The organism is Salinisphaera sp. T5B8 (assembly GCF_040361255.1).
Lineage (GTDB): Bacteria > Pseudomonadota > Gammaproteobacteria > Nevskiales > Salinisphaeraceae > Salinisphaera.
In genome coordinates, this window is sequence record NZ_APNG01000014.1 from 105,769 (window position 1) to 119,097 (window position 13,329).

The window sequence follows — 13,329 nt, forward strand, 5'->3', positions numbered from 1 at the left end:
GCGCCTCCCGATGGTGCACCACAGCAACGGACGTAGATGATAACCAGAGGCGGTCCTCCGTACAACTACGTAAGCCATACGTCTATGACACCGCTGTGCCGTGTTGCAGCGAGGCAGCCCGACTCGCGCTTCTGGCAACCGATCTGGCCTGCCAACGCGCAGGAAGGTTACGCCGCGCGTCTGTACCGGGGCCCGCGGTGCACATCCGCGCACCAAACCGGCCACCCTCCCCGATCGGGTTGGCTAGCGGTTGGGGCGTTGCAGTACCAACAGCGGATCGATACGGGTGGAAAACCAGGTCATGCCCCAGTGCAGATGTGGGCCCGTCGCCCGTCCGGTCGCACCGACTTCGCCGATGATATCGCCCTGGGCCACGGTATCGCCCACGGCGACATCGAGCTTGGACAGGTGCAGAAAATTCGAGCCCACGCCATAGCCGTGGTCGATGAGAATGGTGCCGCCGGTAAGATACAAGTCCGGTTCCGCCAGCACCACGGTGCCAGCGGCAGGCGCTTTGACCGGCGTGCCCGTGGCCACGGCGATATCCATGCCGGAATGCGCCGAGCCGGGGGTGCCGTTGTAGACACGCTGATTTCCGAACCGGCCACTGATCCGGCCGCGCACGGGCCAGATGAAGTGTTCGGCAAAGCCAAGACCGTGATTACTATGCGCCCGCGCGGCGGTCACTTTCTGCTGCTCACGCGCGATTCTTGCGGCGATTTCCGGCGGCGGCGACACGGTTTTGGGGGGTACGCCGTTAATACGTTCGACCGGCCAGTCTCGGGGACGAATTTCAATCGAGACCTTACTTTCGTCGGCGTCGGGCGGTGTCACCCGAACACGGGCAACCCCCGATGCATCACGCCCAATACCGAAGACCACCGTGCCGTAGTCGGTCACATCGAGCTGGCGGCCGTCGTAAACCACCCGACTGCCGGGCGGCACGCGGCCATAAACCAGCGCGCCTTGCTGGACGTGGGCCGGGAACACGGTTTCGCTCGCCGGCGCGGCCCAGGCAAGTGTGGCGTAGAGCAGACTGATCAGCAGACCGGCCAGAAGACCGACTATCGCAGGCCGTTTCTTAGTCTTCGAAGTCGTCGATTTCATGGCTATCGGCATCTCATGACAGGCCTGCCGGCGCACGAACGCACATCGCCCGTACGCGTCGTGTTCGCCTGGCGCTAGCTAGGTTGGGTCTATGCACCGGCGCGCCCATCGGTCATCCCGTCGGGCGACAGGTGGCGTTTATTGACGATATCGCGACCAAAAACCTCGTCGCCTGTCGGTTTCGGGTTTCACAGCCGCGGGCCGCGCCGTCGATCCTATATGAAGCCGCCGCTGGCCGCGACGAACGCAGCCTTCAGGCACGCCCCTGCGGCAAGGCGACCGCACACAACGACTCGGCAAATTCGCTCAGGCGGATGGTGCAGCGTTCGATATTGGAGTACTGATTGAGCTCTTCCTCGATATAGGCCATGGCATTGCGCACCAGCGTATCGGCCTCGAGGATTTCGTATTCCGGTTCGAGCTCGCGCTCCTGGGGGCCCACGGTAAGCAGGCCGAGCGAATACATATGGGCAATGAAGTTCGGCACCTGGGCACGCAAGAGCACCCCGGCTTCCTTGCCGACGCTGGAGGCATACGACAGCACCCGCGTGCTCGCAAGCCCCGGCAGCGAGCCGGCATTCACATGCACCATCGGCCAGGTACTGCCGTCGGCCATGAGCACGAGAATACGCGCCTGCGACGGGTTGAGCTGGCGCAACAGGCGCACGTAAAAATCCTGTTCGATCGCCTGTTGATCGGTCCCGCGCGAGGCATCCAGCAGCTCGGCGAAAATCTGGGCTGGCAGCGTATCGCTGTTGGGGCTGGAGTTGCCCAGCGGATCGGCGGGACGAATCCCGGCGCGATCCAGGCGCTCACCCAGACTTTTCAGCGCCCGGTATTCGGCCCGGCGCAGCGCACGAATGCCCGCTCCAGCGACCGGGCGGCGGCCCAGCCAGAGCGCGGTGCGGCGTAGCAAATGCAACGGCAACGGCGCGGTGTCTTCCGCCTCGAATTCGGGCGCAAACGCGTCGTAGCGCTGCTGTTCATAATCGTATTGATTCACGGGGTCTCCTTGGCGAACCGAACTCAGGCGCCGCCGAAAAGAACGATGAACTGAAACACGCCGACCGCCAGGCCCAGTGCGGCGCCGACCGTAATGAGAATCCACTCGTCCTCTTCGAACGCCGGGCGCAACATGCCTTCGAACTTGCGCGGCGAGAGCTGGCTCATGCGTTCCACCAGTGTCTGCTCGATCGCCATGGTGCGATTCGTATAGCTGATGAACTCCTGCATGGTGGGCGATGCGCTGCCCTGCGCATCGGGCGTGTATTCGATCAGACGCTCGACCGCCGTCTGCTTGAGCCGAATATAGTTCACGTCCCCCACGGTCCAGCTCATGAAGGACCCCACCGGGCCCGCGCTTTCATCGACCGCCTCACCGACATGGTGGGCAATGATGGCGAAGATACGATCCGAATACGGGCCCTTGAGCACCTGCTGGAGGATATTGGCCGGCGCGAGCACCTCGTTGGCCACGAGGTCACCGTAGGCCCGGGCCACATCGGCCTGGCGCTTGAAGAACAGGCCATGCAATTCGAACGGGCCGATCCGATGCTTGTCCTTGGGGTTGAAGATCATCTTCAGCGCGGCCCAGTTGGTGAACCAGCCCACCAGCATGCCGAACAACGGCAACAGCCACCACGGCTGAAAGAACATCCAGACAAACATCTGAACCATGCCCAGCGGGAAGCCGAAATAGGCACCCGAACGCGCAATGAACTTGAACTCTTCCTTGCCGGTTTCCAGAAAGATGCGGTTCATCAGTTCCTTGTGATGAACCAGATTGGTCACGACCATATCCTTGAGGTCGAACACCTGATTCACATCCGAGCGCAGATCGCGCACGGTATCGGCGATCGCACCCGGCACCGCCGCCTGCACACGGGCAACGATAGTGTCGCGCGCGGCCTGCGGGGTACGCGCCCACACCGTGGGGTGGTGCTCCTGCATGACTTCGTTGACGAGATCTTCGGTCATCTCGTTGAGCGGCCGGGTGAGCTTGTCGGCCACCTCGTCCGGGTCCAGGCGCGCGAAGATCTCTTCGCTGTCGATCAGGTTCTGGGTGATCGTGTCGGTGGCGATCGCCGACATCTTGGCTGCCTTGCGCGGCACGATGCCCTGCCAGCCGAGAAACGGCTTCCAGATGCCCACGAACTCGATCGGATGAAACATCATCCAGATCGCCACGCGGTTGGTGATATAGCCGATTATCGCGCTGATAAACGGCATGGACGCATACTTCCAGAACGTCGCGGTTCCCAGAAACGCCAAGTCCATCATGAAACCGGTCTCCTCGTAATCCTGCACGGGCTCGTGTTGTTGTTATTGTCGCGATTCGAAGGCCAGCCAGACGGCTCGGAAAAGATCGCGTTTTCGAATCAACATACAGCCATTAACGAACGCTGTCGCCTATCGCACGCAATTTTTTGCTGCGCAATCCAGCCGCCCAATAAAAAGGCCCCGCAAAGCGGGGCCTCGTCAGGCGTATCGTCACTCGCGGGCGCTTAGCGCAGCGAGCCCGGAATACGCACGTTATCGACCAGCTCCTGGACTTCGGCCGGCGGCGGCGCGGTCACCCGCGACACCAGAAAGGCCACCACGAAGTTGATCAGCGCACCAATCGCGCCAAACGACTCCGGCTGGATACCGAACATCCAGTTCGACGCGTTATCAGCGAACAGGTTGGTCCCCGGCACGAAGAATACCCCCTTGTACAAGAAGATATAGACGATGGTCACGGTCAGCCCGGCCAGCATGCCGGCGATACCACCTTCCCGATTCATGCGCTTGGAGAACACGCCCATAAGCAGCACGGGGAACAGTGACGAGGCTGCCAAGCCAAACGCCAGTGCCACCACTTCCGCCGCAAACCCGGGTGGGTTGATGCCCAGATAACCGGCCACCAGAATCGCCCCGGTCATGGCGATACGGCCCGCCATGAGCTCCCCCTTCTCGCTGATATCGGGCCTGAGCATGCTCTTGAGCAGGTCATGCGAAATGGCCGACGAGATGGCCAGCAACAACCCAGCCGCTGTCGACAACGCAGCAGCCACACCACCCGCTGCCACAAGCGCGATTACCCATGCCGGCAGCTGTGCGATTTCCGGATTGGCAAGCACCATGATGTCACGGTCGACATTGACCATTTCATTGCCTTGCCAGCCATTGCTTTCGGCCGTGGCCTGGAACTCGGGGTTCTTGTCGTTGTAGTACTGGATCCGGCCGTCGCCGTTCTTGTCTTCGAAGCCCAGCAGGCCCGTGCCTTCCCAGGTCTTGAACCACTGCGGGCGTTGTTCGTATTCCAGATTGGAATTGGCCTCGCCCACCGGGCCGGTCTGTACCGTTTCCATCAGATTCAAGCGTGCCATTGCACCGACCGCCGGCGCGGTGGTGTAGAGAATGGCAATGAAGAACAACGCCCAGCCCACCGACTTACGCGCATCGCTGACCTTGCGCACGGTAAAAAAGCGGATGATCACGTGCGGCAAGCCTGCCGTACCGATCATCAGCGACAAGGTGAGCATGAAGATATTCAGCGTCGAATGCTCGGGGTTGGTAAATCGGTCGAAACCGAGTTCGGTAATCACCCCGTCGAGTTTTTCCAGCAGATAGACCCCGCTGCCATCGGCCATGGTCGAACCCAGCCCGATCTGCGGCAACGGCACGCCGGTGAGCTGAATCGAGATGAAGATCGCCGGCACCGTGAACGCGAAAATCAGCACGATGTACTGCGCGATCTGGGTGTAGGTGATGCCCTTCATGCCGCCAAGCACCGCATAGACGAAGACCACGCCCATGCCGATCAATACGCCGGTTTCGAACTCCACCTCCAGAAAACGTCCGAAGGCCACGCCCACGCCTTTCATCTGCCCGATCACATACGTAATCGAGGCCACGATCAGGCAGATGATCGCCACCGTACGCGCCACGTTGGAGTAATAGCGCGCGCCCACGAACGCCGGCACCGTAAAGCTGCCGAACTTGCGCAGATACGGCGCCAGCAGCAGTGCCAGCAGCACGAAGCCACCGGTCCAGCCCATCAGATAGGGCGAGGCGTTATAGCCCAGAAAGGCGATCAGCCCGGCCATCGAGATGAACGAGGCCGCACTCATCCAGTCCGCGGCCGTGGCCATGCCGTTGGCCACCGGCCCGACACCACCGCCGGCCACATAGAAGTCCTCCGTGCTCCCCGCACGCGAGGCGATCGCGATGACGAAATACAGCAGAAAACTGCCGCCCACCGCAAGATAAATCCAGGTTTGTGTATCCATGGGTGCGCTCTATTCCTTTTCTTCGACGCCGAATTCCCGATCGATCTTGTTCATGCGAAATGCATAGAAGAAGATCAGGAACAAGAACACGTAAATGGCGCCCTGCTGGGCAAAGAAATACCCCAGCGGATAGCCACCGATATGGAAATTGTTGAGCACGTCCACGAGCAGAATGCCGCAGCCGTAGGACACCACGAACCATACGACCAGCAGCTTGAGTACAAGCCGGATATTGGCTTGCCAGTACGCCGCGGCCGCATCGGATGGCCGATCGGACATATCCCCCTCCATTGTTATGAATTGTCCGCAACCATCCTCGGGTAGCGGTGGAGAAGCGACAATGAGACTTTTGGCTATTCAACCATTTGTGTAGCCCGGTATGCCGAAAGCCTGCGAATAAATAATGTATTGACCATGCAGCGTACCTACCTGCGCCACCAGACAGCATCGTTGTTCGGCCACGGCCTCGGCATGGACATCTTTACGTCTCTGACTAAACGATGCCGCCAGCTATCGATACGCTGCGTGAACCATCCGCTTGGGCCCTCACTGGCTAGATATTTCCACTCGAATTCGAAGCGCGTTAAAACACCCGCCCTACAATTCAAATATGCCCGACGAACGGCAAATGAATCGAATAAAGCCCGCCTGCGACTTACCAACCGGTTCGATATCGATACGTCGCACTAATGTCATATCAATATGCCTAGATACCCTGCCTAAGGGAGCTTTTATTCAATCGAGCGTATCTTGGGCCAGCGCTGCGTGCCTGCGTGGCCGGCCAAGCAAGGCGGGGAGCTTGAAGCATGAAGCGTTTGCTCGCGGTGGTCGCGATCGTATTGGGCATCGTAGGCTGCAACGATTCCGATTCCGATTCCGACGTGGCGTTGGCTAACCCTCCAGCACAGGAGCAGCCCATTCAACCGGCTGTCCGGCTACAAATCGTCATCATCGGCGACGGCCGAGGCCGCGTTTCGACCGGGCCTGGCGGGCAAAGCTGCGAACAGTCGTGCGAGATCGAAAGACCTGCCAATAGCACCACCACGCTCGGCGCCAACGCCGCCGATCGGAGCCGTTTCGCAGGCTGGGGCGGTGCCTGCCAGGGCAGCCGTGCGTGCAGTATTTCCGGCACGGGCACGCAAACGGTGACCGCGCGCTTTGAACCCACCCCGCCCCCCGGAAGCTGGCTCGCCGGCGATGGCCATGTCCACGACGACCACTCCTCGGACGGCAGTTTTCTACGGCAACTGTTCGACGATACCGGCCCCGGAACCACCGCCACCGACGACCAGATCGGCTTCGGCGTATCACAGCAGCTGGATTGGATGGTACTCACCGACCATCGCACCTACGACCAGCACTGGGATCCGACCTGGGACAGCGACCAAGTCCTGCTTATCGCCGGTGAAGAAGCCAACGGCAGCCCGCACTGTACGGTGTTCGGTGCGATCGATACGGCGGTCCAGGGCGACGAGCCCGAAAACGATCCGGGTTTTCGCACCATCCAGCAATCGATCTGGGACGTACGCGCCCAGGGCGCACTATGGAATCAGGCGCATCCCGACCGGCGCAGCTACGACCGCGAAACCGATACCCCGACCGCGAAGAACTACGCCAGTCAGATCGGCCAGTCACTCGCAGAAATCTGGAACAAGGGGGAAAACCCGGAATCCGAAATCGATTACGCTGAAAATCGCTGGAACCGCGGTTGGCGTTTCGGCGTGGTCGGGGCGAGCGACAATCACGACCGGCTGCTGTGGTCGATTTCCGGCCCCGGCAAACCGACGACCTGGGTCTACGCCGCCGATCGTACCGAGCGTAGCCTACTCTCGGCGATGGCCGCCGGCCGAACGGTGGTCAGCGCGGACCGCGACGCGCCATTCCCTAACATCGAGGCCGACGCCCAGAGGGACGGCGTTTTCGAAGGCATCGTCGGCAGCGAACTGCTGACACAGCCGAATCAAGACATCGAACTACGTATCTCGGCGCGCAATGCGCGCGGCAATCGCGTGCTCGTGTATCAAAGCCCCGGTCGGGACGACGGGCCGGGCAATCCGATCGATCCAGTGCTCGAATTCGAGCCTGGCGAAGACGAAAGCACGCGTACGATAACGGTCAAAGCGCCCGCGACGGGGCATCGCTGGTGGTATGTCATGGTGCGCGGCCCGAGTGCGCTACCGTCCGGCCTGGAAGCGCCTACCGACCTGCCCGATCAACTGCGCGCCGTCACGTCACCGATTTTCGTTTCCGTGACGGGCGACTACGCCGAACCGGCGCCGGAAGTCGCCATACCCGCGGACCGCGCACAACCCGACGGCGCACACCGTCTCTTCGGCGCCAATACGGGCTTCGCCGGCTTCGCCGATCTCGCAGGCGGCGATTTCGCCACCCACTACGTCGCCGAGGCGCATACCGAGACCGCCACCCGGATCGTATATCGGCGCCGGGATGCGGCCAATGAATTCAGCGCGGTAACGGTTCTGAGCGAATCCGCTGTCAACGCGCGCTTTCCCCGGATCGCTGTGTCCGGGCTCAATGTCTGGGTGGTATGGCAAGAGGATAGCGATACACAGCGCCCGCGTCGGCCGCGTATCCGTCTCAAGCATAGCGGCGACGGCGGTCTGAGCTGGGAGACCACGCGCACACTGTCGAACGGCGCGGGACGTGCCATGCATCCGGCTATTGCCCTTATGCCCGACGGCGCGCCAGTCGTGGTCTGGCAAGACAATGCCCGCGCCGAAGGTGTGGGATTAGGCGCCTTCGATATTTTCGCGTTCATCGTCGGCCGTGATGCGCAGCCGATCAATCTATCCGGGGCCACCAAGCAGACGCGGGCCGCTAACCCGCTCGATACGCGCAGCGCGCGATACCCGGCATCGCTATTCCCCGCGGTGGCGGTATCGAAGAACGCCACCATCGCAGTGGCCTGGCATGACAACCGCTACGATCAGGAACCGCTCTGGACAGGCCAGGTAGGCCGCGGGGAAGGCACCGATCCGGATGATTGGGAAATCCTCGTGGCGACGCGTACCGCGCAGGCCGAGAACTGGTCGGCGCCAGTCAACGCCAGCAACGATGCCAGCCGTGCCGCCTGGCATGCCGATCTGGCCTTCACCGATAACGGCGAGCTAATCGTGGCCTGGGACGCAAAGCGCAACGATGATTCGTCCGGGCGCGATCTGTATATCCGGTCTGCGCGATCCGACGACCAAGGCGCACACTTTTCGGCAGTGGTCGACGTGACCGCGGAAAGCGAGCCCGGCATGGCCCGCCGGCCGGCTTTCGGACACCGCGCCAATGGCGCATTAACCCTGAGCTGGTCGGACAGCCGCAGTGCCGACTGGCGGTGGCGCATTTTTGCGGCCGACGTGACCGACGACGGTTTCGCGACGCCCGTACCCGTAACCGGCCCCGGTAACGCCACCTTCCAGCGGCTCGCCGCAGGCGAGCTCGTATTCACCAGCGATCGCGCACTACAACGCGTCCAGCGCGACAACCGATTTGGTGTGTTCTCGGTGTCTTTGCACTAGCCGTAGGCAAGCGCGCGGCATACCGCTTGTCGGGAGAGCGACATGAAAAAGTCGACGGATACAGTCAACAACGCACGGCGACGGATACTCGGCTACGGTTTACGCGGCGCCGCAATCGCGGCGGGCGGGCCGTTGCTGTGGGGTTGTAGCGACGATACGCCAGTCGACTTGGGCGCCGGCCGGGCGCCCACCGGACCAAGCGATCCGCAAACGCCGCCCGCCTCACCTGAACGGTGTGCGCCGGCAAATCTGGCGCAATCGCCGCGCGGCATACATGTAAGTTTTACCGACGATCCCGTGCGAACGCGCACGCTTACGTGGTATACCGACGGCCTCGACGACCCTGGCTCGCAACTGGAATACGGGCCGGTCACACGTGCCATGAGCGCCGAAGACATCGCCTGCGCCCCCTTTCCCGGGCGCATCGAGGGCAGTGCCGAACAAGCCTTCGGCACGAACGTACTGACCCATGCGGCCACGGCTACCGGCCTCGATGCCGGCCTGCCCATACGCTATCGCGTTGGCGCGCCCGGCCGCTGGTCGAACGTCAAGGTCCTTGCACCCACACCACAAGGCCCGTTGCGGTTCTGCCATTTCGGCGATCACGGGCTCAAACAGGCCAGTCTCGCCGTGCTCGACGGTGTACGCGAACGCAACCCGGACCTGCTGTTCATCGCCGGCGATCTGTCGTATGCCAATGGCGATCAACCCCAATGGGATACCTGGTTCGACCGGCTCGCACCTTACGCCTCGACGCTGCCGGTCATGACCGCGCCGGGTAATCACGAAGAAGAAGACAACGGTGGCAAGGCCTATCGAAGCCGCATACGCCAGCCCGGCCAAAATACGCGATATGCAATGACCTACGGCAACGTCCATTTCGTTGTAAGCACGGGCGGCTCGCTGCTCGGCAACAATGTCGTCCAGGACCTGGATCTGGTCGCCGAACTGGCCTGGCTCGAAATCGAGCTTGCCCAGGCCGCGTTGCGTCGCGCCAAGGGCGAAATCGATTTCATCATCCTGGTACAGCACTACACCCTCTGGACCGACCAAGAGGGTCGCGAGCCTGCCTCACCCGCGCTGGTTCTGTTCGAAGAAGACAAACTACTACGCTACGGCGTAGACCTGGCCATGGTCGGCCACGATCATATCTACCAACGCTCCAAACCGATGGGGCGAGGCCTGCCGCAAGAAAACGGCTATATTCAGGTCACCGGCGGCAGCGGCGGCGTCGGCCTGCGTGGTTTCGCGCCCATCAGCGAATGGTCGGCCGCCCATGCCGTACGCTACTGCTTTACGGAATACAACGTCGACGGCAAACGCCTCACCGCCACCACTTGGGCGGTCGATAATGAAGACAACACGCTCGCCGGCGCCCGCCTGAACGCGATCGACACGTTCGAGCTGCGCTCGCGCAATAGCGACGAACGCCAACTGTTCGCCAGACCCGGCCGAAGCGAGCTGCTCAACGCCGACCAGACCCAGGCCATGCTGCGCCATACCCGCGAACGCAACGCCTTGCACGACAGCCTGGAAGCGATCTCCCGGCGTCGCTAGCGTCGTTTCTAAAACCACGCTCGAATAAGGCACAGACCGCGATTTTTTTGCTATCCCCACCACGTAAGCCGATTCGCGCTTGCCGTGTCGCCCGCTTTACCGGGCGTTACCCGTCGCGCCAGCTTCGACGCCACTTCGCTTCGAAAACGCCCAGTGCCGAGCACATCAAACCCTACAAGGGCTCATTCATCGTGCCCTTGCATGCATGCAGGCCCTGAGTGCACTACCCGACCTAAGGAATGGACGAACGAGGCAAGGGGTCACCGGAGCAATCTGCCCCCAGGCTGTACCACCCAAAGCCTTCGCAGCCTTAGCCGGTCGGACGCTTCATCGGGCTAATATCTTGTTGTCTATCGGCATATTCCGAAACCAACGCAAGACGTACGCTCATCGGGCTATCGACGATAGACCGTCATATACCGACCGGGCGTATGGCCGTCCGTAGCGACTGACGCCCGAAACCCGAACAGGCATGGCAAAAGCTGTATTGCGCACGCGCTAGCGGGCATAGTAATGCGCATGAAGCCTCTCGCCTGGCTGCTCACGCCTTCCACCGACCAGCTGTTATTCGCGCTACGGCTGTGCCTGGCGATTGCCCTGGCGTTGTATTTGTCGATGTGGCTCGCGCTGGACCGGCCGTACTGGGCATCGCTGGAAGTGGCGGTGATGATCCAGCCGGCGCCCGGCATGGCCTTGGTCCGCGGCTTCGCGCGGGCCACCGGCACCATCGTGGCCGGGTGTGCCGGTCTGGCCATCATGGCTTTTTTCGGCCAGTCCTACGAACTCAGTGCGGCCGCGCTCGCGCTCTGGGTCGCCTTCTGTGCGTTCTGGGCCAACGTACTGCGCAACAATCTGTCCTACGGTTTCGCCATTGCCGGGTTCATCGCCGGCGTGACCGTCATGCTGGCGCACTCGCTGGCCACGCCGCCGTTCGATATCGCGGTCGCGCGCGTATCCGAGTGTGTGCTAGCAGCACTGGTCACGGCCGCGGTGAACGTGCTGTTCTCACCGCCTATCGGCATTCGAAACTACTTCAACAGCCGGCTTGCCCTGCTGCGCGATCTGGGGCGCGAATTTATCGGCCTGGCCGGGCTATCGTCGCACCAGCCCGCCGCGCCGGGTCGGCCACGCAGCGAAGACGATCCGCACCCGGCGCTCCAGGCCCTGGCCGCGCAGACGCTCGCGCTTGAGCAGACCCGCCAGTATCTGCGTTACGAAGCCCCAGAGTTCGCCAATTTCGACCGCCTGTCCCGACGCCTGGATTACGACATCCTGTCGCTGATCAGCGCCACCTCGTCGCTGCATATCTATCTGGCCGGCCATACCGAAACCATCGATACGCGCCCGATCGCCGCGCTGGCCGAACCGGCACGGCGACTCTCAGAGCAGCCGGAAGACGCTGAGGGCGCCAAACAGGCGTTCGACGATGCCCACGCGGCAATCCGCGCGCTCGCCGACGAGCCGGCAGACCACGGCCGGCCTCGGTGTCTGGCCGACTACGTGGTACTCAGCCGGGCGCTGGAGCTGGCCAGTCGCGGACGCGCAGCGATGACCACCCACGGCCTGCTGATCGCCGAGCGCGAGCATCCCAGCAAGCACATTTCGCGGCGCTCCGAATTCAGTCAGCCGATGGATATACGCCAGGCCCTGCGCAACAGCCTGCGAACGCTGACCGCGGTCTCCCTGGGCGGGGTGGTGTGGGTGAATTTCCACACCCAACTGCCGGCCGTGCTACTGATGATCCTGCTGTCGTCGCTGACCACGATCTTTGCCACCCTGCCCAACCCGGTTGCGGCCGCCGGCGGATTCGCCAAGGGCCTGGCCCTGGCCGCGACCGCAGCATTCGTCATCAATTTTCTGGTGCTGCCGCAGGCGGTCGGCTTCCCCATGCTGATGCTCGCGATGCTCCCGGTCGTGTTCGTCGGCGGCCTGGCGATGGCGGTGCCCAACCCGCGCCTAGCCCTGCCCGGACGCATCTCAGTGGTCATGTTCGCGCTGCTGGTACATGTTCAGAACGGCGCCCTACCCAGCTTCGAAACCTATATTCAGACCGTGCTCGGCATCTTCGGCGCCATCGGGCTGACCGTGCTCGCGTTTCGGCTGGTGCTGCCGGTGTCACCCCGCCAGCGCCTGCGTGAACAGATGCGAGGCGTATTCGACGAACTGGCCGACGGACGGCGGCACACGCGCGAGCGTTTCGAAACCCGCATGTACGACCGTCTGAATTCGCTCGCGCTAAGCGAAATCGACGAACCGTATCGGTTTTCCGCGCGCCAGGCCGTGCTGGCAGCAATCAACATTGGCCTGGAGGCCCGCTCGTTGGTCGTGCTGACCGAGCGGGCGACCCTGCCCCGAACACTCAACGACAGCGTGCACCGCGAAATGGACGCCCTGCGCACGCTATTCGCAGGACGCCGGCCGGGTTCGCTCGACGATATCGCCGAGCGCGCGCGAGCCATCCACAACCTGGCCGCACAACTGCTGGCACACGGCGTCGCACTCGACCGTCCCGCCGAGCGCCGGCTCGTCATCCGCGCCGCGATCTGCGCCGAGCTGGTGGCCTCGGCCCTGGCAGACTACATACTGGCCTTCGAGCACGGCGAATCGCCGCTTACCGAACCAGAGACGGCGAACGAGGCCACCACCAATGCTACTTAGCTAGACCTGACCCCGTCTTGCCTTGACCCCGTCTTGCCTCACAATGCAACACTTGGCCCCATGACTCCGGAAGCCTCAGTGTCCATTCGATGGAAAGACCTACTCCATGATTCCAGCTGGTTTCATTTACATCTAAAGGAAGACACTGCGCCACTACGAGTTACTGTCAAATCTGGTGTATGAGGAAAGGAGCTAGGCGGCTTTCC

8 protein-coding genes are annotated in these 13,329 nt (G+C 62.3%); 3 read left to right on the forward strand and 5 right to left on the reverse strand.

The annotated features are described in order from the left end of the window. Positions 1 to 243: 243 nt before the first annotated feature. The 5 genes from T5B8_RS13560 to T5B8_RS13580 all read right to left on the reverse strand — a co-directional run bounded on the left by T5B8_RS13560 (position 244) and on the right by T5B8_RS13580 (position 5,657). A complete protein-coding gene (locus T5B8_RS13560) occupies positions 244 to 1,107 on the reverse strand; it encodes a M23 family metallopeptidase (RefSeq protein WP_353179548.1) in 864 nt (287 codons plus the stop codon). Positions 1,108 to 1,360: 253 nt separating this feature from the next. Beyond that, positions 1,361 to 2,110, reverse strand: a complete 750-nt coding sequence (locus T5B8_RS13565) for an Abi-alpha family protein (protein WP_353179550.1) — start codon at positions 2,108 to 2,110, stop codon at positions 1,361 to 1,363. A gap of 23 nt (positions 2,111 to 2,133) precedes the next feature. Next, positions 2,134 to 3,414, reverse strand: coding sequence for a DUF445 domain-containing protein (locus T5B8_RS13570; protein WP_353179552.1), 1,281 nt, complete (start codon positions 3,412 to 3,414; stop codon positions 2,134 to 2,136). Between the two features lie 197 nt (positions 3,415 to 3,611). Next, positions 3,612 to 5,378 (reverse strand): sodium:solute symporter family protein, encoded by a 1,767-nt coding sequence (locus T5B8_RS13575; protein ID WP_353179553.1) that lies wholly within the window; start codon positions 5,376 to 5,378, stop codon positions 3,612 to 3,614. A 9-nt stretch (positions 5,379 to 5,387) separates the two neighbouring features. Next, a complete protein-coding gene (locus T5B8_RS13580) occupies positions 5,388 to 5,657 on the reverse strand; it encodes a DUF4212 domain-containing protein (RefSeq protein ID WP_006912179.1) in 270 nt (89 codons plus the stop codon). A 527-nt stretch (positions 5,658 to 6,184) separates the two neighbouring features. On the opposite strand from T5B8_RS13580, the gene T5B8_RS13585 reads away from it, so the two are divergent. From T5B8_RS13585 to T5B8_RS13595, 3 genes are all read left to right on the forward strand, one after another. After that, positions 6,185 to 8,908, forward strand: a complete 2,724-nt coding sequence (locus T5B8_RS13585; protein ID WP_353179554.1) for a CehA/McbA family metallohydrolase — start codon at positions 6,185 to 6,187, stop codon at positions 8,906 to 8,908. 42 nt (positions 8,909 to 8,950) lie between these two features. Beyond that, positions 8,951 to 10,465, forward strand: a complete 1,515-nt coding sequence (locus T5B8_RS13590) for a metallophosphoesterase (RefSeq protein WP_353179556.1) — start codon at positions 8,951 to 8,953, stop codon at positions 10,463 to 10,465. Between the two features lie 513 nt (positions 10,466 to 10,978). Next, positions 10,979 to 13,123: an FUSC family protein gene (locus tag T5B8_RS13595; RefSeq protein WP_353179558.1), complete on the forward strand. Its 2,145-nt coding sequence runs from the start codon at positions 10,979 to 10,981 to the stop codon at positions 13,121 to 13,123. Positions 13,124 to 13,329 lie beyond the last annotated feature (206 nt).

Coding starts and splice junctions, on each gene's coding strand:
- T5B8_RS13560 (WP_353179548.1), bottom strand. CDS start 1,107: ATGAAATCGACGACTTCGAAGACTAAGAAACGGCCTGCGATAGTCGGT.
- T5B8_RS13575 (WP_353179553.1), bottom strand. CDS start 5,378: ATGGATACACAAACCTGGATTTATCTTGCGGTGGGCGGCAGTTTTCTG.
- T5B8_RS13580 (WP_006912179.1), bottom strand. CDS start 5,657: ATGTCCGATCGGCCATCCGATGCGGCCGCGGCGTACTGGCAAGCCAAT.
- T5B8_RS13585 (WP_353179554.1), top strand. CDS start 6,185: ATGAAGCGTTTGCTCGCGGTGGTCGCGATCGTATTGGGCATCGTAGGC.
- T5B8_RS13590 (WP_353179556.1), top strand. CDS start 8,951: ATGAAAAAGTCGACGGATACAGTCAACAACGCACGGCGACGGATACTC.
- T5B8_RS13595 (WP_353179558.1), top strand. CDS start 10,979: ATGCGCATGAAGCCTCTCGCCTGGCTGCTCACGCCTTCCACCGACCAG.